This window comes from Pseudomonas sp. YA1 (genome assembly GCF_058680555.1).
This window is the reverse complement of sequence record NZ_JBZWBG010000011.1, coordinates 23,104-44,084: the sequence shown is the minus strand read 5'-3', so window position 1 is coordinate 44,084 and position 20,981 is coordinate 23,104. Positions and strand designations below refer to the sequence as shown.

Annotated in this window: 19 protein-coding genes and 1 pseudogene; 3 read left to right on the top strand and 17 right to left on the bottom strand. The window is 66.3% G+C overall.

The window, feature by feature from the left end; all coding sequences use genetic code 11:
* Nucleotides 1-190 precede the first annotated feature (190 nt).
* Nucleotides 191-1,738 carry a TerC family protein gene (locus AC4OR5_RS16885; RefSeq protein ID WP_058161165.1) on the top strand — a complete coding sequence of 516 codons (1,548 nt, stop codon included), beginning with the start codon at nucleotides 191-193 and terminating at the stop codon, nucleotides 1,736-1,738.
* A 55-nt stretch (nucleotides 1,739-1,793) separates the two neighbouring features.
* Here the strand turns inward: AC4OR5_RS16885 and AC4OR5_RS16880 are convergent, their stop codons facing one another.
* Both AC4OR5_RS16880 and AC4OR5_RS16875 read right to left on the bottom strand, forming a co-directional pair.
* A complete protein-coding gene (locus AC4OR5_RS16880; RefSeq protein ID WP_003145264.1) occupies nucleotides 1,794-2,573 on the bottom strand; it encodes an SDR family oxidoreductase in 780 nt (259 codons plus the stop codon).
* A 5-nt stretch (nucleotides 2,574-2,578) separates the two neighbouring features.
* Nucleotides 2,579-3,010: a GlcG/HbpS family heme-binding protein gene (locus AC4OR5_RS16875; RefSeq protein ID WP_003133416.1), complete on the bottom strand. Its 432-nt coding sequence runs from the start codon at nucleotides 3,008-3,010 to the stop codon at nucleotides 2,579-2,581.
* Between the two features lie 84 nt (nucleotides 3,011-3,094).
* On the opposite strand from AC4OR5_RS16875, the gene AC4OR5_RS16870 reads away from it, so the two are divergent.
* On the top strand, nucleotides 3,095-4,003 hold the full coding sequence (locus AC4OR5_RS16870; protein ID WP_003112374.1) for a LysR family transcriptional regulator: 909 nt from the start codon (nucleotides 3,095-3,097) through the stop codon (nucleotides 4,001-4,003).
* Nucleotides 4,004-4,006: 3 nt separating this feature from the next.
* Here the strand turns inward: AC4OR5_RS16870 and AC4OR5_RS16865 are convergent, their stop codons facing one another.
* The 14 genes and pseudogenes from AC4OR5_RS16865 to phnW form a co-directional block, all read right to left on the bottom strand.
* The gene (locus AC4OR5_RS16865; RefSeq protein ID WP_009314862.1) at nucleotides 4,007-5,935 is read right to left on the bottom strand and encodes a DNA/RNA non-specific endonuclease; all 1,929 of its coding nucleotides are present in this window, start codon (nucleotides 5,933-5,935) and stop codon (nucleotides 4,007-4,009) included.
* Between the two features lie 86 nt (nucleotides 5,936-6,021).
* Entirely contained in the window at nucleotides 6,022-7,569 is a 1,548-nt protein-coding gene (gene ilvA, locus AC4OR5_RS16860; RefSeq protein ID WP_003082739.1) for a threonine ammonia-lyase, biosynthetic, read from the bottom strand.
* Complete coding sequence (locus tag AC4OR5_RS16855) at nucleotides 7,566-7,973, bottom strand: YybH family protein (protein WP_003082737.1); 408 nt, start codon at nucleotides 7,971-7,973, stop codon at nucleotides 7,566-7,568. Before AC4OR5_RS16855 ends, ilvA begins: the two co-directional genes overlap by 4 nt.
* Nucleotides 7,974-8,238: 265 nt before the next feature.
* Entirely contained in the window at nucleotides 8,239-8,751 is a 513-nt protein-coding gene (locus AC4OR5_RS16850) for a prealbumin-like fold domain-containing protein (protein ID WP_003082734.1), read from the bottom strand.
* 59 nt (nucleotides 8,752-8,810) lie between these two features.
* Nucleotides 8,811-9,143, bottom strand: a complete 333-nt coding sequence (locus tag AC4OR5_RS16845; protein ID WP_003082731.1) for an ElaB/YgaM/YqjD family protein — start codon at nucleotides 9,141-9,143, stop codon at nucleotides 8,811-8,813.
* A 128-nt stretch (nucleotides 9,144-9,271) separates the two neighbouring features.
* A complete protein-coding gene (locus AC4OR5_RS16840) occupies nucleotides 9,272-11,470 on the bottom strand; it encodes a TonB-dependent receptor (protein ID WP_003145267.1) in 2,199 nt (732 codons plus the stop codon).
* Nucleotides 11,471-11,708: 238 nt separating this feature from the next.
* Nucleotides 11,709-12,599, bottom strand: coding sequence for a heme o synthase (gene cyoE, locus AC4OR5_RS16835; RefSeq protein WP_003082726.1), 891 nt, complete (start codon nucleotides 12,597-12,599; stop codon nucleotides 11,709-11,711).
* A 10-nt stretch (nucleotides 12,600-12,609) separates the two neighbouring features.
* Nucleotides 12,610-12,945, bottom strand: a complete 336-nt coding sequence (cyoD, locus tag AC4OR5_RS16830; RefSeq protein WP_003109258.1) for a cytochrome o ubiquinol oxidase subunit IV — start codon at nucleotides 12,943-12,945, stop codon at nucleotides 12,610-12,612.
* Nucleotides 12,945-13,574, bottom strand: a complete 630-nt coding sequence (gene cyoC, locus AC4OR5_RS16825) for a cytochrome o ubiquinol oxidase subunit III (protein ID WP_003086858.1) — start codon at nucleotides 13,572-13,574, stop codon at nucleotides 12,945-12,947. Before cyoC ends, cyoD begins: the two co-directional genes overlap by 1 nt.
* Nucleotides 13,575-13,577: 3 nt before the next feature.
* Nucleotides 13,578-15,554, bottom strand: a complete 1,977-nt coding sequence (gene cyoB, locus AC4OR5_RS16820; RefSeq protein ID WP_003086857.1) for a cytochrome o ubiquinol oxidase subunit I — start codon at nucleotides 15,552-15,554, stop codon at nucleotides 13,578-13,580.
* A 6-nt stretch (nucleotides 15,555-15,560) separates the two neighbouring features.
* Nucleotides 15,561-16,556 (bottom strand): ubiquinol oxidase subunit II, encoded by a 996-nt coding sequence (cyoA, locus tag AC4OR5_RS16815; protein ID WP_003086856.1) that lies wholly within the window; start codon nucleotides 16,554-16,556, stop codon nucleotides 15,561-15,563.
* Nucleotides 16,557-17,182: 626 nt separating this feature from the next.
* Nucleotides 17,183-17,359: pseudogene (locus AC4OR5_RS16810) on the bottom strand (MFS transporter); the annotation flags it as partial.
* Between the two features lie 76 nt (nucleotides 17,360-17,435).
* Nucleotides 17,436-18,263: a phosphonoacetaldehyde hydrolase gene (phnX, locus tag AC4OR5_RS16805; RefSeq protein ID WP_058161163.1), complete on the bottom strand. Its 828-nt coding sequence runs from the start codon at nucleotides 18,261-18,263 to the stop codon at nucleotides 17,436-17,438.
* 35 nt (nucleotides 18,264-18,298) lie between these two features.
* Nucleotides 18,299-19,414: a 2-aminoethylphosphonate--pyruvate transaminase gene (gene phnW / locus AC4OR5_RS16800; protein WP_015503246.1), complete on the bottom strand. Its 1,116-nt coding sequence runs from the start codon at nucleotides 19,412-19,414 to the stop codon at nucleotides 18,299-18,301.
* 167 nt (nucleotides 19,415-19,581) lie between these two features.
* On the opposite strand from phnW, the gene AC4OR5_RS16795 reads away from it, so the two are divergent.
* The gene (locus AC4OR5_RS16795) at nucleotides 19,582-20,442 is read left to right on the top strand and encodes a LysR substrate-binding domain-containing protein (protein WP_003109262.1); all 861 of its coding nucleotides are present in this window, start codon (nucleotides 19,582-19,584) and stop codon (nucleotides 20,440-20,442) included.
* 9 nt (nucleotides 20,443-20,451) lie between these two features.
* Here the strand turns inward: AC4OR5_RS16795 and AC4OR5_RS16790 are convergent, their stop codons facing one another.
* The gene (locus tag AC4OR5_RS16790; RefSeq protein ID WP_003086848.1) at nucleotides 20,452-20,976 is read right to left on the bottom strand and encodes a DUF2937 family protein; all 525 of its coding nucleotides are present in this window, start codon (nucleotides 20,974-20,976) and stop codon (nucleotides 20,452-20,454) included.
* Between the last annotated feature and the right edge of the window lie 5 nt (nucleotides 20,977-20,981).

Here is a 20,981-nt window from a genome sequence, read left to right as displayed (position 1 = left end):
CATGACCACCCTTTCGGAGCCCCCCAGTCGTCCTTCCGGACAACCCTCCCCGCTTCGCCTTCGCCACCTGCGTCCGCCCCTCGACGCCGAATCCCTCGCTTCGTCCCCCGCCGTCACCGCCAACTGCCGCAGCCGCGCAGTGCAGCGTCGCGCCAGCGCGACGGCCAGCCGGACCGGGAGGTAAGCGCACATGGAATGGATAGCTGACCCGACTGCCTGGCTCGGCCTGGCGACCCTGATCGTGCTGGAGATCGTCCTCGGCATCGACAACCTGGTGTTCATCGCGATCCTCGCCGACAAGCTGCCGCCGCACCTGCGCGACCGCGCCCGGGTCCTCGGCCTGGCGCTGGCGCTGCTGATGCGCCTGGGCCTGCTGGCGAGCATCTCGTGGATGGTGACCCTCACCGAGCCGCTGTTCGAGGTATTCGGCAAGAGCTTCTCCGGCCGCGACCTGATCATGCTGTTCGGTGGCGTGTTCCTGCTGTTCAAGGCCACCATGGAGCTGCACGAACGCCTCGAAGGCCATGTCGCCCAGCACGCCGGCAACAAGACCTACGCGCTGTTCTGGCCGATAGTCGCGCAGATCGTGGTGCTCGACGCGGTGTTCTCGCTCGACGCGGTGATCACCGCGGTGGGCATGGTCGAGCACCTGGAAGTGATGATGATCGCGGTGATCGTCTCCATCGGCCTGATGATCGTCGCCAGCAAGCCGCTGACCCGCTTCGTCAATCGTCACCCGACGGTGATCATGCTGTGCCTGGGCTTCCTGATGATGATCGGCTTCAGCCTGACTGCCGAGGGCCTGGGCTTCCATATCCCGAAAGGCTACCTGTACGCGGCCATCGGCTTCTCGATCCTCATCGAGGTGTTCAACCAGGTCGCCCGCAAGCGCCGCAAGAAGAGCCTGCAGGGCCACCGCCCGCTGCGCGCGCGTACCGCCCATGCGGTGCTGCGCCTGCTCGGCGGCCAGCGCCTGGAGGCCGACGAGATCGGCGAGGAGGTCGCCGACCTGTTCGAGGAAGGCGACGACCAGGTGGTCTTCGACCGCCGCGAGCGGGTGATGATCAGCGGCGTGCTGCAATTGGCCGAGAAGCCCATCCGCAGCCTGATGACGGTACGCGCCGAGGTCGACTGCATCGACCTCGACAGCGGCCGCGAGGCGATCCGCGCGGCGCTGCTCGAATCGTCCTACTCGCGCCTGCCGCTGGTGCGCGACGGGCGCGTCGAGGAGCCGCTGGGCTACGTGCACAAGAAGGAACTGCTCAAGGAGCTGCTCGCCGGCGCCCAGCCGGACCTGGAAAGCCTGGCCCGCCAGCCGCTCAACCTGTTGCAGGACTGCTCGATCCTCAACGCCCTGGAGCAGATGCGCGAGGCCTCGACCCACGTGGCCTTCGTGGTCAACGAGTTCGGCGAATTCATCGGCCTGCTGACCCTGACCGACATTCTCGAATCCATCGCCGGCGAGCTACCCGACGCCAGCGAGATCGACGGTCCGGACGTGGTCGAGGAGAACGACGGCTACCTGGTCAGCGGTGCCATGAACCTCAGCCAGGTGCGTCGACGCGTGGGGTTCGACGCGCGCGCCACGGAGGACTACCAGACCCTCGCCGGGCTGGTGATGAGCCTGCTCGACCGCCTGCCGGTGATCGGCGACCGCCTGCAGTGGCAGGACTGGGAACTGCGGGTGGTGGAAGTGGAAGAACGCCGGGTGACCCGGGTCCTGCTGCGCAGGGGCTGAGCGAAGCGGCGGCCGCCGATCCGGCCGCCGCCCTCCCCGGCGCAGCGGCAGACCGCTACAGGCGGCGCTGCCAGGCCTGCACCTGCTCGTCCTTCACCACCTCGACGAAAGCTTCCGGCAACAGGGTGCGGAACGGTCCTTCGTCGGCCTCGGCCAGCTCGACCATCCGCGCGATCATTTCCTCCGGATCGTACTGCTCGAAGGGAAAGCGCACGCCGCTGTGGTCAGTGAAGTGACGCTGCGGGTCGTACCAGCGTTTCCAGGTTTCCATCATGCGATCGTTGAAACCGGTCTGGTACGGGCCGGGATTGATGGTGCCGACCTGGATGCCGAACGGCTTCAGCTCGGCATGCAGGGCCTCGGCGAAGGCCTCCAGGGCATGCTTGGAGGCGCAGTAGGGGCCGGTATAGGGACCGGTGATCAGGCCGGCGATGGACGACACGAAGAGCACCTTGCCGCCACGCTTCTGCTCGACCATGCGCCGGACGAAACCCTGGGTCAGTTCCAGGTTGGCGAACACGTTGGTCTCGAACAGCGCGCGCACCAGTTCCAGCGGGATCTCCGCGCTGGCCCCGGCCTCGGCGCTGCCGGCGTTGTTCAGCAGCACGTCGATATCCCATTCCCAGGCGCGTTCGCGATCGGCGGCGACGGTGATGTCGAGGGTTTCCACCCGCAGCGGGACGCCACGCCGCCCGGCCTCTTCGCGCAGGTCGGCGGCCTGCCCGGCGCCGCGCACGCCGGCGATCGTCCGATGGCCGCGGGCGGCCAGGCGCAACGCCACCTCCCGACCGAAGCCGCTGCCGGCCCCGGTCACCAGGATTCGCTTCTGTTTCATCTCGATTACCTCTGGATTGTTGCCATGGCCACGGCGGCCTCGGCGATGGATTGGTCCTGGGCCGCGCTGGCGCCGGAGACGCCGACGCCACCCAGGCAGGAACCGCCGGCATCGCCCAGCGGCATGCCGCCGGCGAAGCAGGCCAGCCCGCCGTTGCTCTGCTCGATGCTCCACAACGGCTGGCCCGGCCCGGCGAGTCGGCCCAGCTCGCCGCTGGGCAGGCGGAACAGCGCGGCGCTGCGCGCCTTGCGCTGGGCCAGGTCGATGGCACCGGGAACGCTGTCGTCCATCCGTACGAACGCCAGCAGGTTGGCATGGGCGTCGACCACCGCGACGCAGACCGCCAGGCGCTGCCGCCGCGCTTCGGCAATGGCCGCCGCGATGCAGCGTTGGGCATGTTGCAGAGACAGGTGGGTAGACATGGCCGGCGTCCTCATCGAGTGCTTGCGGGCCAGTCTAGAAAGGTCGAAGCTTTAACAGAACCGGCCTTCTCCTACGTAGACTTTCAAGTTTTTCTAACAATGAATCGACGCGATCCCCTCGCCGGCCTGCACGTCTTCAGGCAGGTCGCCGACACCGGCAGCTTCACCCGCGCCGCCGCCCTGCTCGGGGTGACGCCGGCAGCGGTGAGCCAGGCGATCAACCAACTGGAAGCCGAGCTGCGTCTCAAGCTGTTCCACCGCACCACCCGCGGGGTCAGCCTGAGCGAGGCCGGGCAGCGCTACCACGAACAGACCGAACAGCCCTACCGCGACCTGGTGCGCGCCCGCGAAGCGCTCGGCGAAAGCCTCGCGGAACCCTCCGGGCAGCTGCGCATCAGCGCCCTGCACCTGGCGAAGAACCTGGTGATCGCACCGATGCTCAACGAGTTCGTGCGACGCTACCCGAAGGTGCAACTGGAGATTCGCTACGAGGACCAGTTGGTGGATATCGTCAGGGAACGACTGGATGCCGGCATCCGCCTGGCCGACGCCCTGCAGCCGGGCATGGTCGGAGTGCAACTGACAGCGCCGCTGGCGTGCCTGCTGGTGGCCACTCCGGCCTACCTCGCCGAGTACGGTACGCCGGCCAGCGTCGCCGACCTCGATGGGCATGCCGCCGTGCGCTTCCGTTTCCCGCGCAGCGGCCGCCTGCACAAGTGGCGCTTGCGGGAAGACGGGCGGGAACTGGAAGTGGACCTGCCGGCACGCTTCGTCAGCACCGACACCGAGGCGATCATCGAGGCGGCCCGCGCCGGCGCCGGGATCGCCCAGGCATTCATCCGCGAGCGGGTCGCCGCGGACCTCGCCGCCGGGCGCCTGGTGGAAGTGCTGCCTGGCAGTTGCCTGCCGCTGCCGCCGATGTGGCTGTATTACCTGAACCGCCGCCACGTACCGGCCAAGCTGCGCGCCTTCATCGAACTGCTACGCGAGTGGCGGCAGCCGGCCTGAACCTCAGCGGCCCTTGCCGGCCGGCCCCGGCCGGCTCAGCAGGAGGTCGTCCGGCCCGTCGATCTCGATGAAGCGTCCGCTTTCCAGCGCCTCCTCCAGCGGCGTGCCGGCGAGCACGTCGGCCTTGCGCAGGGCGCTGGAGAAACGCAGGTCGGCGCTGGCCTCGACCTTCGCCAACGGCACCTGGTAGGTCTTGAACGCACCGTAGCGGAAGCCTTCGCTGGGCATCATCCCTTCCTGCCCCAGCAGGTAGGCGGACACTCCCAGTTCGCCGCTGTCGGCGTCGATCATCGCCACCACCTTCCAGAACTCCAGCGGCACCTGCACGCCCTGGTAGAGCGGATCGTCGTCGCGGAACACCGGGCCGGTGAACACCGAGATGCGGAAGCCCTCGCTCCTGGCGTTCTGCAGCACGTAGTCCTCCAGCGACAGCCAGCTGCGCTGGTTGAGCTGCGCCACCTGGGGCACCGCGTTGGTGTAGACGAAGGTGTCGTCCTCGGCCTGCCGGGCGATGGCATCGCTGTCGCCCCAGCCGGGATCCTCGCGACGCACCATGTGGCCCTTGTCGAACGAAGCCGGACCGTAGAAGTCCTTGTGTCCGACCTGCGCGGCCGCCTCGATGCGCGGGTCGAAGCCCCAGGAATCCTTGCGCTTGAGCGAACGCTTGAGCGCGCCGTCGATATTCACCGCGGTGAGGATCGGCAAGCGCCGGCTGGCGCTCATCACCACCGAGAAATGCAGATAGTCCAGGCGCGTGCCCTTGCCCACCGGCAGCACCTGGTGGCTCTTGCCCGGCTTGGGCAAGGTCGCCTTCGGCCCGAGGAAGGCCTCGTCGAAGCCCTTGCGCTCGGCCAGGTCGGCGACGCTGCGCTGCTTTTCCTGGAAGCGCGGCGCGCCGCGCTTCAGCTCCGCCCCGGCCACCGGCACCCAGGCGCGACGCGCCAGCAGGCTGCGGATCACGCTGGCCTTCACCGCATAGTTGGTCTTGCGGAACTGGCCGCCGAAGTGCAGGCCGACCACCTCGCCGCCGTCGATCGAAAGCACCGCCGAGCCGGAATTGCCGCCCAGGGTCGAGCAGTCGTGGGTCAGGTACCAGGCGTCATGGGGCAATCCCACGACTTCGCCGGGAGCGAAACGCTTGACGTCGTAGATGTTGCCGAAGATATCTTCCATCGCCCCGGCGTCGTTGCGGCTGTCGCGCGCCGGATAGCCGACCACCGCCACCGCCTGGCGCGGCTCGGCATCCTGGCGCGCGAGGACCAGCGGCGGCGGCAGCAGGTCGCCCTTCACTACCTGGAGGATCGCCATGTCCGGCGCCTCGGAGACGTCCGGGGCGATCCACAGGACCCGCGCGATCACATGCTCGTCGCTTTCCGGCTGGCGGTATTCCTCGCGGAAGTCCACGCGGGTGCGCACCTGCTTGCCGGCCTGGTTGAGACGGAAGCGGAACAGGCTGCCCTGGCGTTCGGCGAACAGGCTGGCGACATGCCGGTTGGTGACGATCAGGTCGTCCTCGATGCGCCAGCCGGTACCGCACCAGTCCATGCTGTCGTGGTCGATCAATTCCAGCCGGCCGACCGAGCGGATCGGCGTGGCCAGCGCGGCGCGATGCTTCTTCAGGCGCTGCTCCAGGCCGGCCAGCGGCGCTTCGTCGAAGATACCGTTCTTCACCAGCAGCACCGGCCGGCTCTTGAGCAGAACGATCGCCTCGCTGAAGCGCCGCGAGTCGAAGAACGAGGCGTCGGATTCCGGCGACACGCTCTTGCCCAGGTGGTCGGCGATCTGCTCGCGGCTGGCGTTGTACGCCGGCACGTTGCTCCACTCACCGCGGGCGGCGAGGTGGGCGAGTTCCTCGCGGGTGCCCTTTTCCTTCAGTACCGAGCAGACCCGCAGTTCTTCCGGCGTGGCCCGCCGGGGGTTGCGCTTGCGCATGGCCATGTCCCTCGCTGGGCGGATATCCCTGGCAGGAGTCTAGCCGAGGGACATGACAGGGCCATGTCCTGCTGGCGGAGCGCCGCTCAACCGGCGAACAGCCGGTAGGCCGGGTTGTGGGTTTCCTCCCAGTACGGATAGCCGATGGCTTGCAACGCCGCCTCCAGCTCGCCGCGCTCCTCGTCCGGCACCTGCAATCCGGCCAGCACCCGACCGTCGGCGGCGCCGTGGTTGCGGTAGTGGAACAGGCTGATGTTCCAGCGCGAGCCGAGCTTGTCGAGAAAGTTCAGCAAGGCCCCGGGGCGTTCGGGAAACTCGAAGCGGAACAGCCGCTCGCGGCGCACCTCGGTACCGTGGCCGCCGACCATGTGGCGGATGTGCAGCTTGGCCATCTCGTTGTCGGTCAGGTCGAGTACCGGGAAGCCCTGCTCGCGCAGGCCGGCGAGCAGGTCGGCGCGACTGTCGGTGAGCGGATGGGTCTGCACGCCGACGAACAGGTGGGCCTGGCGGTCGCTGTGGTAGCGGTAGTTGAACTCGGTGATCTGGCGCCGGCCCAGCGCCGCGCAGAAGGCCTTGAAGCTGCCCGGCCGCTCGGCCACGGTGACGGCGATGATCGCTTCGCGCTGTTCGCCCAGTTCGGCGCGCTCGGCAACGTGGCGCAGGCGGTCGAAGTTGATGTTGGCACCGGAGTCGATGGCCACCAGGGTCTGCCCCTCGGTGCGTTCGCGGGCCACGTACTTCTTGATTCCCGCTACGGCCAGGGCGCCGGCCGGCTCGGTGATCGAACGGGTGTCGTCGTAGATGTCCTTGATCGCCGCGCAGATTTCGTCGCTGCCGACGGTGATCACCTCGTCGACGTGGTCCTTGCAGACCTCGAAGTTGCAAGCGCCGATCTGCGCCACCGCCACCCCGTCGGCAAACAGCCCGACCTGGCCCAGCACCACCCGCTCGCCGGCGGCCAGCGCTGCCTGCAGGCAGTTGGAATCCTCCGGCTCGACGCCGATCACGCGGATATCCGGACGCAGGTGCTTGACGTAGGCGGCGATCCCGGCGATCAGGCTGCCGCCGCCGACCGGCACGAAGATCGCGTCGAGGCGGCCGCTGTGCTGGCGGAGGATCTCCATCGCCACCGTGCCCTGTCCGGCGATCACGTCCGGATCGTCGTAGGGTGGGACGAAGGTCATGCCTTCGCGCTCGGCCAGTTGCAGGGCATGGGCCAGCGCATCGGGGAAGGCGTCGCCGTGCAGCAACGCCTCGCCGCCGCGCGCCAGCACGCCCTTGACCTTGAGTTCGGGAGTGGTGCGCGGCATCACGATCACCGCCCGCACGCCCAGGCGCTGCGCCGCCAGGGCCAGGCCCTGGGCATGGTTGCCGGCGGAGGCGGTGATCACCCCGCGGGCCTTCTGCTCGTCGCTCAGGCGCGCGACACGGGTATAGGCGCCGCGGATCTTGAAAGAGAACACCGGCTGCAGGTCCTCGCGCTTGAGCAGCACCCGGTTGCCCAGGCGCTGGGACAACTGCGGCGCGACCTGCAAGGGGGTTTCCACGGCGACGTCGTACACCGGCGCGGCCAGGATGCTTTCCACGTAGCCGGCCAGCAGGGGTTTGCTTGCGCTGAGGGTCGAGGCGCTCATCGGCTGGCCTCCGCGCTCGCCGCCACCGAGGCCAGCAGGTCGGTGCCGTAGGAGTTGTCCACCGCGCAGCGCCACTGGCCATCGGCCTCCTGGCGGAACACGTAGGTGGCCCGACGTTGCAGGCGTCCGGCCTTCGACTCGATCACCGCCTCGGCCATGACCAGCGCCGTATCTCCCGCCTCGATCACCCGCAGGTCGTGCTGGCGCACTCGCAGGCTGTGCTCGAAGTGCCGGGCGATGGCGTCGAACGCCTGGCGGATCTGCGCCTTGCCGCAGGCGTTGAGGCCCGGCTTGACCACCAGGGTGGCGTCGTCGCAATAGAAATCCATCAGGGCATCGAACTGCCCGGCATTGATCAGGGCGTCGGCCCGGCCAACGAGGTTCTGGAGGGTCTGGTGCTGCATGCTGTTCTCCCGGTTCGGTGGTTTTGGCCCAGGAGACAGAACGAAGAACCCGCCTCGAGGGCGGGTTCGGAGTGGACGCTGGCTAACCCGCCATAGCTGGAATGGCGGTAATAATGCTGCGGCGGGTAAGCAGGGTCGCGAAGGTCATGGGTATCGAAACTACGGCGCCGCCCCGTTGGCTGTCAAGCGGTCCGGCCGCGCTGGCAGGAAAAAGCCCCTGCCGCGATGGCAGGGGCTTGCCGTTTTGGCCGAGCGCCGCCGGAGGTCAGCGGGTCAGCAGCACCTTCTGCGGCTGCGAGCCACTTACGGTGACCAGCTTGGTGACGGTGCCGCCCTCGGTGATGGTCTTGCCATCGCTCTGGGCGCTCCAGGTCAATTCGCTGGAAATGTAGTAGGTGCCGTTGGGGATGTGGTCGAAGTCGAAGCGACCGTTCTGGTCGGTGGTCGCCTCGCGCACATAGGTGGCGCGTCGCGGGTCGAGCACCGGCGGTTGCACGTCGGGATCGCGCTTGGCGGCATCGAGGTTGCCGAACTTCGCGTAGTAGGCCTTCATGTAGCTGGTCGCAGGCTCCAGGGTGACCTTGGTGTTGGTCCCCTTCTGGATCGCACCCGACGCGCTGGTCAGGTACAGGTCGCCGTTGATCACGCCCTCGCCCACCTGCTGGGTCGCCGCGTATTCATGCTCCGGGAAATCCGGCAGGTCGTTGGGGTTGGAGGCGCAGGCCGCCAGGGCCACGGTCATGGCCAGGAGGCCGAGGTTCTTCTTGATCGAAAGCATGGGCAATTCCTTTTTTCAAGCGAAGGTAACGAGTCCGTTGTGCGGCACCGACCGCGTGCTCAGGAGCGGCGCCCGAGCAGGAAGCCGGCGAGCAGGCCCACCGCGGTGGTGATGGCCACGGTCTGCCAGGGATTGGCGCCGATATAGCTTTCCGTCGCATCCACCGCGTGGCGGCTGCGTTCGGCCACGGCGCTACCGCCCTTGCCGAGGGCATCGTTGGCCTTCTCCAGCAGCGCGCCGATCCGCGCACGGGCGCTGTCGGCCTTGTCGCCGGCGAAGGCGGCGCTGTCGGCGAGCATGCTGTTGGCTTCGGAGAGCAGTTCCTGCAGCTCGCTGTAGCTCTGGTGCTGGATCTGCTCGAGGTTGTCTTTCACTGCGTTTTTGCGTGCCATCGAAGAGGCTCCCTGAAAAATGACTTGCAAAGGAGTTGATAGGCGCCGCAGTGAAAAAGTTCAGAGGAAATCGCCGGGAAGAACCGGCGCCCAGGCAGTGGGCGCCGGCTTCCATGGCCTGCCTGCCGTCAGAACGCGTAGATCGCCGAAAGAATCGCCGTGCGACCGTCGCCATACTCGATGGCCGAGGAGCGCGACTGGTTGCCGTACACCTGGCGCACCCGCTCGACGTAGGCCTTGTCGAACAGGTTGTCGAGGTTGAGTTGCAGTTTCAGGTCGCGCGTCGCCTGGTAGCCGAGCATCATGTTGTGCACCCAGTAGGCATCCAGCTTGCCGTTGTCCACCGAGGTGACGTTGCGCTGGCTGACGTAGCGTGCGCCATAGCCCAGGGTCACGCCCTCGGGCAGTTCGTAGGTGCTCCAGAGGCTCAACGAGCGCGGCGGGGTATTGCCCAGGGCCTGCCCCTCACGCTGCGGGTTGCTGGATTTCAGGGTTTCGCTGTCGAGGTAGGTGTAGGTGGCGAAGAGGTCCCAGTGCTCGTTCAGCTTGCCGCTGGCGCTCAGTTCCAGGCCACGCACGCGCTGTTCGCCGGCAAGCACGTAGCTGCCGTCGGCCAGGCGTTCGCGGGCGTCTTCCTTCTTCACCTGGAACAGCGCCGCGTCCAGCTCCAGGCGCCGTCCGAGGAACTCCCACTTGGTGCCCAGCTCGTAGGTGCTGTTCTTCTCCGGCGCCAGGCCTCCGGTCGCCTCGGTCACGCCCGAGCCGGTGGTGACCAGGTGTTCCGCCGAGGGGTTGAAGGAGGTGCCGTAGGAGACGTACACCCGCCCGTTCTCCAGCGGCTTGAACACCAGCCCCGCCCGCGTGCTCAGCTTGCCGTCGGAACTGTCGGCGCGCACCGTCGGCTTGCCTGAGGGCGTGCTCCGCGAGGTGCCGTCGATCCAGTCGTAGCGCAGGCCCAGACTGAGGTCCCAGCGCTCGTCCAGGGCGATGGTGTCGAAGGCGTACAGCGCCTTGACCTCCAGTTCGGTCCGGTTGCGCGCGCTGTCGCGCTTGTCGGTGGGGCCGTTCCAGTAGCCCGGCGGGTTGTGCAGGTCGAAGCCGTTGGCCGGGTAGAACTTGCCCAGGTTGTAGGAGTAGGTGGTGCGGTCGTAGGTCTCGCGGGACAGCTCGAAGCCGCCGATCAGCGTATGCGCCAGGCCGAAGGTGTCGAAGCGGCCGGTGAGGTTGGTCTGGTTGATCCACATCCGCGTCTTCGAATCGCGCCCGTAGGCTTGCGGTCCCGCCGGCAGGTAGCGCCCCGGCGGCAGGCCCTTCTGGTTGACGTGGGAGGCGGAGATCACCGTGTCCCGATGCAGGTGGGAATAGCGGATGAGGTTCTGCAACTGGAAGTCGTCGCTGAAATCGTGTTCGAGCTTGAGGGTGGCGACGTCGTTGTCGATCCGTTCCTCGTCCAGGTTGCGCCAGCCGAAATAATCGTGGCGGCTGACGCCGTCCAGCTTGCGCCCGTTCAACGCCGGCACGCCATAGTCGGGAAGGTTGTCGTCGCGTTGGTGGAAGTAGCTCAGGGTCAGGCGGGTCGGGGTGTCCAGGCCGAAGGTCAGGGATGGCGCGATGCCCCAGCGCTGCTTGTCGATCTGTTCGCGCCCGGCGACATCGTTGTGGTGGGCCATGAGGTTGAGGCGGAAGGCGGTCGACTCGCCGAGCCCTTCCAGCGGCTGGTTGGTGTCCAGGGTCAGGCGCCGGTAGCGGTCCGTGCCCAGCCCGGCGCCCAGGTGGGTGAAGGCTTCGGCCTTGGGCTGCTTGCTGACCATGTTGATGCTGCCGCCGCTGGTGCCGGCGCCGCCGAACACCGAGTTCGGTCCCTTGATCACTTCCACCGCCTCCAGGTTGAACAGGTCGCTGCGGCTGGTCTGGGCGCTGTCGCGCAGCCCGTCCACCTGCATGTTGGCGTTGGCGCTGAAGCCGCGGATGTTGATGCTGTCACCGGAACCGCCGCCGCCTTCGCCGGCGTTGAAGGTGATGCCGGAGACGTTGGACAGCACCTGGCGCAGGCTCAGGGCGTTCTGCTCCTGGATCACCTTTTGCGGCACCACCGTGACGGTCTGCGGGGTATCCAGCAGCGGCACGGCGTACTTGGCCGAGGCCGAGCGTTCGACCCTGGACGAGGCCTGCTCGCCGGTGACCGTGTCGGCTCCCAGTTCCAGGGGATCGTCCTTGCGCGCCGCGTCCTCGGCCAGGGCCGGCGAGGAGCAGGCGGCCATCAGCAGCATCAGCGGCGCCAGCGGGCGTTTGGTGGGCAAGGGGGACGGCTCGTTGCGACGATCCATGAAGTACTCCATCTTGGTTATTGAGAATCATTGGCATTTGATTGATGGAGGGTTTTTTCCACAAGCCGGACAGCTCCGAAAAAGCTCCCGGAAAAATCTGATAACCAACGGCAGAGTCCCGGAACAGAGGGCTCGCCGCGCGGCCCTTCTGCCAGACGGCGACCGCATCCCTGCCATCGCGCAGACAAAAAAAAGCCCCGCCAATCGACCGGCGGGGCTTTCCCTAAAGCGTGTCGCCTCAGAACAGCGAAGCGACCAGATGGGTGGCGGGCGCCACCTGGAAGTCGATGGACATCATCACGCTCAGCGCGGTGATGGCGACGATGGAGAAGGCGAACAGCTTGCGCGCCCAGACCCGGTCGTCGGCGGTCCAGTAGCCGGTCAGGGCGATGGCCAGCCACCACAGGCTCACCGCCACCGCCACCAGCAGGTAGCCGTAGCCGGCGTAGCCGCCCAGGCACAAGGCGAGGGTCGCCGCCATGAAGGCGAGGATGTAGAGCACGATGTGGATCTTGGTCACCGCGATGCCGCGCGCCACCGGCAGCACCGGGATGCCGGCCGCCTCGTAGTCCTTCAGGCGGAAGATGGCGATGGCATAGGAGTGCGGCATCTGCCACAGGCAGAAGATCGCCAGCAGCGAGGCGGCGCCGGCGTCGAACTGGCCGCTCACCGCGCAGTAGCCGACCACCGGCGGCATCGCCCCGGAGAGGCTGCCGACCAGCGTGCCGTACTGCGAACGACGCTTGAACCACAGGCTGTACAGGCCGACGTAGACGAAGTAGCCGAAGCCGGCCAGCGCGGTGGTCAGCGGGTTGGTCCGCCACCACAGCAGGCCGAAGCCGGCGACCCCGAGGACCAGGCCGTGGGCCAGGGCAGCCTTCAGCGAGATCTGCCCGGTCACGGTGACCCGCCCGCGGGTCCGCTCCATGTGCCGGTCGATGTCGCGGTCGATGCAGTTGTTCAGCACGCACCCACTGGCGACCACCAGCGACAGGCCGATGACCGTGGCCAGCAACAGCATCGGCTCGACGCTGCCGCGGGCGGCGAGGAAGTATCCCCCCGCCACCGCGATCAGGTTGCCGAAGATGATTCCCGGCTTGGCCACCAGGAGATAGCGTTTCAGCTTCACGTCATGGCCCTCAGGGCATCGGCATCATCAGCATGTCGGCGCTGAAGATGATCCACAGCGAGAGACCGACCACCAGCAGGATGACGATCACCGTGAAGATGAACGCCATCACGTTCCAGCGCCCTTCCGACGACATGTTCATGTGCAGGAAGCAGATCAGGTGCACCACCACCTGCACCAGGCCGAGGACGACCATGGTGAGGATGGTCGCGTGGCGCGAGAAGCCGCCGTCCATGACCATGTAGAACGGGATCGCGGTGAGGATCACCGAGAGCACGAAGCCGATCGCGTAGGAACCCAGGCTGCCGTGGCCGGCGCCGTGGTTGTCGTGTGCAGCGCTGCTCATTACAGGGCCCCCATCAGGTAGACGACGGTGAAGACGCAGATCCAGACGATGTCGAGGAAGTGCCAGAACAGGCTCAGGCACATCATCCGGGTGTTGTTCTGCGCGGTGAGGCCGCGGGTCCAGATCTGCGCCATCAGCACCAGCATCCACAGCAGGCCGGCGCTGACGTGCAGGCCGTGCATGCCGACCAGGGTGAAGAAGGACGACAGGAAGGCGCTGCGGCTCGGGCCGAAGCCTTCGGCGATCAGGTGGTGGAACTCGTTGATCTCCATGCCGATGAACGCGGCGCCGAGCAGGAAGGTGACCCCGAGCCAGGCGATCGCCTGGCCCTTGGCGCCCTTGTGCGCGGAGAGCATGGCCAGGCCGTAGGTGCAGCTGGAAACCAGCAGGATGGCGGTTTCCACCAGCACGTAGGGCAGCTCGAAGATGTCCTTGCCGCTGGGGCCGCCGGCGGTGTGGTGAACCAGCACCGCGTAGGTGGCGAAGACGCTGGCGAACAGCACGCAGTCGGTCATCAGGTAGAGCCAGAAACCGAATACGGTGTTGCCGCCGCTATCGTGTGCATGATCGTGGTCGTGGCCCACTTCGTGGGCGTCGGCCAGATGCTTGTTCAATACTGCCGTCGACATGGTTCAGACCTGCTTGGCGAGTTGCTGGAAACGGGCGCTTTCGATCTTCTCGATCTCTTCGGGCTGGACGTAGTAGTCGACGTCCTGGTTGTAGCTGCGCACGATGAAGGAGCCGATCATGCCGACGAAGCCGACCGCCATGAGCCACCAGATATGCCAGATGGCGGCGAAGCCGAAGACGAAGGCGAACACGGCGATGGAGAAGCCCGCGGCGGTGTTCTTCGGCATGTGGATCGGCTGGTAGGCCGGCAGCTTGCGGTAGGCGGTGCCGGTCTTCTTCATGTCGTGGAAGGCATCCACGTCCTGCACCTTCGGCAGTTCGGCGAAGTTGTAGAACGGCGGCGGCGAGGAAGTGGCCCATTCCAGGGTGCGGCCTTCCCACGGGTCGCCATTGACGTCGGCCAGTTGCTTGCGGTTGCGGACCGAGACGAACAGCTGGATCAACTGGCAGGCAATGCCGCAGAAGATCAGCACGGCGCCGAAGAACGCGACCACCAGGTACGGCTTCCACAGCGGGTTGTCGTAGTGGTTCAGGCGACGGGTCATGCCCATGAAGCCGAGGATGTAGAGCGGCATGAAGGCCATGTAGAAGCCCACCAGCCAGCACCAGAAGGAGCGCTTGCCCCACTTCTCGTCGAGGGTGAAGCCGAACGCTTTCGGGAACCAGAAGGCGAAGCCGGCCAGGTAGCCGAACACCGCGCCGCCGATGATGGTGTTGTGGAAGTGGGCGATCAGGAACAGGCTGTTGTGCAGCAGGAAGTCCGCGCCCGGGATGGCCAGCAGGACGCCGGTCATGCCGCCGATGGTGAAGGTCACCATGAAGCCCAGGGTCCACAGGATCGGCGTGCTGAAGCGCAGGCGACCCTTGTAGATGGTGAACAGCCAGTTGAACAGCTTCACCCCGGTGGGGATCGAGATCAGCATGGTGGCCACGCCGAAGAAGCCGTTGACGTCACCGCCCGAACCCATGGTGAAGAAGTGGTGCAGCCACACGGTGAAGCCGAGGAAGGTGATCGCGGCGCTGGCCCAGACCATCGACTTGTAGCCGAACATGCGCTTGCCGGCGAAGGTCGCGGTGACCTCGGAGAAGATACCGAAGGCCGGCAGGATCAGGATGTACACCTCGGGATGGCCCCAGGCCCAGAAGAGGTTGATGTACATCATGGCGTTGCCGCCAAGCTCGTTGGTGAAGAAGTGCATGTCCAGGTAGCGGTCGAGCGACAGCAGGCCCAGCGCAGCGGTGAGGATCGGGAACGAGGCGACGATCAGGATGTTGGCGAAGGTGCAGGTCCAGGTGAAGATCGGCATCTGCATCAGCTTCATGCCCGGGGCACGCATCTTGAACACGGTGACCAGGAAGTTGATCCCCGTGAGCAACGTGCCCATCCCGGATATCTGTAGCGCCCAGATGTAGTAGTCCACCCCTACCCCGGGGCTATAGGCCAGCTCCGACAGCGGCGGATAGGCCACCCAGCCGGTACGGGCGAATTCGCCCAGGCCCAGCGACACGTTGACCAGCATGGCGCTGACCACGAGCAGCCAGAAGCTCAGCGAATTGAGGAAGGGGAACGCCACGTCGCGCGCGCCGATCTGCAGCGGCACGGCCAGGTTCATCAGGCCGGTCATGAACGGCATGGCCATGAAGATGATCATGATCACGCCATGCGCGGTGAAGATCTGGTCGTAGTGCTCCGGCGGCAGGTAGCCGTGGTTGGCGCCTTCGGCCAGGGCCAGCTGGCCGCGCATCATGATCGCGTCGGCGAAGCCGCGGACCAGCATGACCAGGGCGACGACGATGTACATCACGCCGATCTTCTTGTGGTCGACCGAGGTCAGCCACTCGGTCCACAGGTAGGTCCACTTGCGGTAGTAGGTGATCGCACCGACCACGCCGAGGCCCAGCAGGGCGACGACGGCCAGTGTGACCATGACGATGGGCTCGTGGTAAGGCACGGCCGAGAGTGTCAGTTTCCCGAACATCTGCGCTTACTCCTGGGTACTCGGTTGCATGTGCATGTCCTTCATGTCTTTCATGCCCTGCATGGCTTGCATGTCCATGTCCTGCATGTCGTGACCGGTCATGGCGGCTTCGTGCTCAGCCCCGGCGTGCTCGCCGTGCGCGGCACCCTTGGCGTCGCCGTGGTGCTCGTACTTGGTGAGGATGTGGCCGAACAGTTCCGGGCTGACCGAAGAGAAGTAGGTCGGCGGAACGTTCTCGCTCGGCTTGACCAGCTCCGGATAGGTGCCGATCGACAGGCTGGTCGGTGCCGCCTTGACCTTGGCGACCCAGTCCTGGAAGCCCTGCTCGGAGGTGGCGATGGCCTTGAAGCGCATGCCGGAGAAACCGCCGCCGCTGTAGTTCGCGGAGATACCGTCGAACACGCCTTCTTCGTTGGCGATCAGGTGCAGCTTGGTCATCATCCCGGCCATCGAGTAGATCTGGCTGCCCAGCTGCGGGATGAAGAACGAGTTCATCACCGAATCCGAGGTGATCTGGAAATTCACCGGGGTGTCTTTCGGGAAGGCGATCTCGTTGACCGTGGCGATACCCTGCTCCGGGTAGATGAACAACCACTTCCAGTCCAGCGAAACGGCCTGGATGGTGACCGGCTTGACCTCGGAGTCCAGCGGACGGTACGGGTCGAGCTTGTGGGTGCTTTCCCAGGTGATCCAGCCGAGGATCGCGATGATCACGCAGGGCACCAGCCAGACCACCGCCTCGATGCGGTTGGAGTGGTGCCAGTCCGGCTTGTACTCGGCCTGGGTGTTCGAGGCGCGGTACTTCCAGGCGAACGCCAGGGTCATCACGATCACCGGGATGACCACGATCAGCATCAGCAGGGTCGCGGTAATGATCAGGGTGCGCTCGTCCATGCCCACCTGCCCTTTCGGGTTGAACAGGGTCATGTCGCAGCCGCCGAGCAGCAGCGCGGGCGCCAGGGAAAGCCATTTCAATGCGGCAAACGGGTTTGCTTTGGTCATCTTCCGGCCTTAATCGATGGAAGGAGCGAGTGGTCGCTCATGGATGTCTCCTTGCAAGGCTTGTGGCGGAGACCGCTGGCTTCAGCCAGTTCCAGACATGCAGTCGCCACCGGGGTACGGAACGGCCATTGCCCGGCCACGGGAGAAGGCAAGCGGATACCTTTCCCGATTCCGGTGACGGACTCGTTCCACGCGCTGAGTCGTTCCTTGATGAACAGCGTTTTCGAAGCTGTGCCGGAAGAGGCCAAGGGCGGCCAAGGCACGTGCATGCCTGGGCGAGAAGGATTGCCCTTCCCGCCGGGTGATCAGGTCGCAGTTATCGGTCGGCTATTTGTTGTGCAACAGGCAAGGCAGGAACCCATTTATCGCGATGCGGAGCAGAGACTCGCGCGACGCTCGTTGGACCGAAACTGAGCGTCAGTTATTACAATTCATTTCAGCTGAGGAGCCTATGACACATCTTGCAATAGACTTTCTCAAACATAGATAAAGTAGGGCTTTTACCTGCCTGCGACAGGTTGTCGCAGGTCATACCCTAGCACAACAGTTGGAATACGCGAATATTCTTCGCTTCGAGCAGCATAGCGCAAGGAAATCGCCCCCGCGCCAGCATCGTGACCCGAGAGTCAGCGTCTATCGGCCTGCAACTGTACCCCTGCCGTTCGTCCAGATGCGCCAATTGTATCCGCCGTCGGGCCGGCGCTAACGCGCAGCCGCCAGAGCAGCGCGGCCGGCAGCTCGGCGTCGAGTCCCGCCAGGGAACCAGGCAAGCGATGGGCCGTGACCGCCTGGGTGGCAAGGCGCGCCTGGCGCACCCGACGCCGGCTAGAAAACCGAGGCCGCCGCGATTGCCCGCAGCGGCCTCGGCACAGACGTGGCTCAGTTACCCTGCGGCATCTCGCCGCGCGCCAGGCGCGCATTGATGTCGCGGACCACCGCTGGCAGCTCGGTGATGGTCTCGATCAGGTAGTGCGGACGCGAACCTTCGAACATCTGTTCGATACGCGTCCGCTCGCGCTCCAGTTCGGCCGCCGGCAGCGCCTTGTACTGCTCGTAGGTGAGGCCCAGGGCATTGCCCGAGCAGGTCAGCGCCACCGTCCACATGCCGGCGCGGCGCCCTTCGAGGATACCCGGCCAGGTGTCGTCGACCTTCACGCAGGCCGCCACATCGTCGATCCCCAGGGCGATCACGTTGGCCAGCGCCTGGGCCGGCCATGGCCGGCCGTTGGGCACTTCGTCGGTGGCCACCACGTGGTCGGCGACGTAGCCGTTGGTCTCGGCCAGGGCTACCACCTTCTCCATCACCACCGCCGGGTAGCCGGAACAGGAACCGATCTTCAGGCCCATCCCGCGGAGTTCGGCGATCGCCTGCAGGGCGCCGGGGATCAGCGCCGAATGTTCGGCGATCTTTTCGATCTGCAGCGGCATGAAGCGCTCGTAGATGGCGGTGACATCGTCGTCGCTGGGCAGGCGGCCGAAGGCGGCGCAGTAGCGCTCGGCGATCGCCGGGATGTCGCAGAGCGTGCGGATGTGGTCCCACTTGCCCATTCCCATCGGACCGCGCGCTTCCTCCAGGCTGACCTGGACGCCGAATTCGGCGAAGGCCTCGACGAAGATCTGGGTCGGCGCGAAGGAGCCGAAATCGACCACGGTTCCCGCCCAGTCGAGGATGACGGCCTGGAGGGTGGCTGGCTGGTTGTAATTCATTGTCGTGAACCCTTTTCTGCTCGTTGTCGTTCAGTTCAGATCTCGAGGACTTCCAGTTCGCGCAGCGCCTCGCCGATGGCGGCGACCGCCTGCCGCATCTCCGCGGCGTCGACGTGGCCGATGCAGCCGACGCGGAAGGTTTCCACCTGGGTCAACTTGCCCGGATAGAGGATGAAGCCCTTCTCCCGCACGCGTTGGTAGAAGTCGGCGAAGCGGTAGCGCGGATCGCGCGGCGCGTGGAAGGTAACGATGATCGGCGCTTGGATTTCCGCCGGCAGGAAGCTGCGGAAACCGAGCCGGGCCATCTCGCCGAGCAGCGTTTCGCAATTGCTCGCGTAGCGCCGCTGGCGCGCCGGCAGGCCGCCCTCCTCTTCGTACTGGCTGAGCGCTTCGTGCAAGGCGGCGACCACATGGGTCGGCGGGGTGAAGCGCCATTGCCCGGTCTTGCGCATATAGGCGTGCTGGTCCTGCAGGTCCATGGCCAGGGAGTGGCAGTTGCCGGCGCTGGCTTCCAGGGCGGCGCTGCGGGCGAAGACGAAGCCCATCCCCGGGACGCCCTCCAGGCACTTGCCGGAGGCGGCGATCAGGGCGTCGAACGGGACTGTCCGGGCATCGATCCCGATCGCCCCGAAGGAACTCATGGCATCGACGATCAGGCGCTTGCCGTGACGCTCGACGACCTTGGCGATGGCCTCCAGCGGATTGAGGATGCCGGTACTGGTCTCGCAGTGGATCAGCGCCACATGGCTGATCGCCGGATCGGCGGCCAGCAGGCGCTCGACATCAGCGGCGGTGGTCGGCACGTTCTCTTCGGTCTCGAAGGTGCTGAAGGGCCGTTGCAGGACCTCGCAGATCTTCGCCAGGCGCTTGCCGTAGGCACCGTTGATCAACACCAGGACCTTGCCGTCGCGCGGCACCAGGGTGCCGATCGCCGCTTCCACGGCGAAGGTGCCGCTGCCCTGCAACGGTACGCAGGTGTGGCTGCCTTCGCCGCCGACGATCTTCAGCAGGCGCTGGCAGACGCTGGCAGTGAGTTCGTTGAAATCGCTGTCCCAGGAGCCCCAGTCGACCATCATCGCCCGACGGGTACGGTAGGAGGTGGTCAGCGGACCGGGGGTCAGCAGGATGGGTGCGCGTTCGGCAGTGCTCATGCTCATTTCCTCTGCGGGAATCGGCGAAAGAAACCGGATCGGGCTTCGCGGCCTGGGCGGTCGTTCCGCGCCGGCGTTCCGGGGAAGCCTGGAGACATAAGGTGAGCGCCGCGCTACTATCGTTCAAATTGTTTGTTCCGATGCCAGCCATAAGCCAGGCCGATACCATGAATCTCTTCCAGCTCCGCGCCTTCGACGCCGTCGCCCGCGAAGGCAGTTTCACCCGCGCCGCCGAGCGCCTGTGCATCAGCCAGCCGGCAGTGACCGGACACGTCAAGGCACTCGAGGAGCACTACCAGGTCACCCTGTTCCGACGCACCGCCCGGCGCATCGAACTGACCGAGGAAGGCTCGCGCCTGGTGGCGATCACACGCACCCTGTTCGCCCTGGAGGAAGAAGCCGAGGCCCTGCTCGACGCCAATCGACAATTGGTCTCCGGCCGCCTCGAGGTCGCCGCCGACGGCCCGCACCTGGTGATGCCGATGCTCGCCCGGCTGCGCGCGAGCTATCCGGGAATCACCGTCAACCTGCGCCTGGGCAACGCCCAGGAAACCCTCGCGGCGCTGCTCAGCGAACACGTCGACGTCGCCGTGCTGACCGAGGTCGAGGCGCGTCCCGGGCTGTTCCTGGAGGAGTTGGTGAATTCGCGCATCTGCGCCCTGCTGCCTCGCCAGCATCCCTGGTGCGAACGCAGCGAAGGCGTACCGCTGGAAGAACTCGACCAGCAGATCATGGTGCTGCGCGAACCCGGCTCGATCACCCGCCGCACCTTCGACCGCGCCTGCGCCAGCCAGGGCGTGCAGCCGCGGGTGCTGCTGGAGCTGGACAGCCGGGAAGCGGTGACCGAAGCGGTGGCCGCCGAACTGGGCGTCGGCGTGGTGTCTTCCCTGGAGGTCGGCAACGATCCGCGGGTTCGCGCGGTGCCGCTGGTCGGTCCCGAGCTGACCAACTGCCACCTGATCGGCTGCCTGGAGAAGCGCCGCGGCCTGCGGGTGATCCGGGCGTTCCTGGAACTGGCGGCGGCCTGAGTCGCGCCGTCAGCTCCAGTGACGCTCGCGGGTGCGGCGGTCTTCGCCGAAGCCGAACAGCGAGGCCAGCGAATACACGATCAGCTCGGCGATCCAGGCGACCAGCAAGGCGCAGCCCAGGCCCCAGGCGATCACCTCGGGCTTGAGCAGGACCTGGTAGCTGTAGCTGGCATAGGTTTCCATCAGCAACTCATGGTTCGGTGCGCGCAGCATGTGCCAGGCGCGGGCGTACCAGGGCCCCTGCATGGCCTGCCACTCGGCGTCGAGCATGCGCGCGCGGCGCATCAGGCGGTCGAGGTTCTCGCCGTCGCGCTGGAACACCGGATCGCTGTTGCTGCGGTAATGCCTGACCAGTTCCTCCAGGCTGCCGTTGAAGAACTGCCCGGCGGTCTGCTGGAAGCCCTGGATGTTCTGCGCGGCCTCCAGGCGATGGGCGTCGACGCGCTTGGCGTAGTCGTCGATGAAGCCGGGCACCTGCACCCCGAGCAGCAGGCCCAGGGTGAACAGCACCAGTCTCAGGTAACTGCGGAACATGCGCT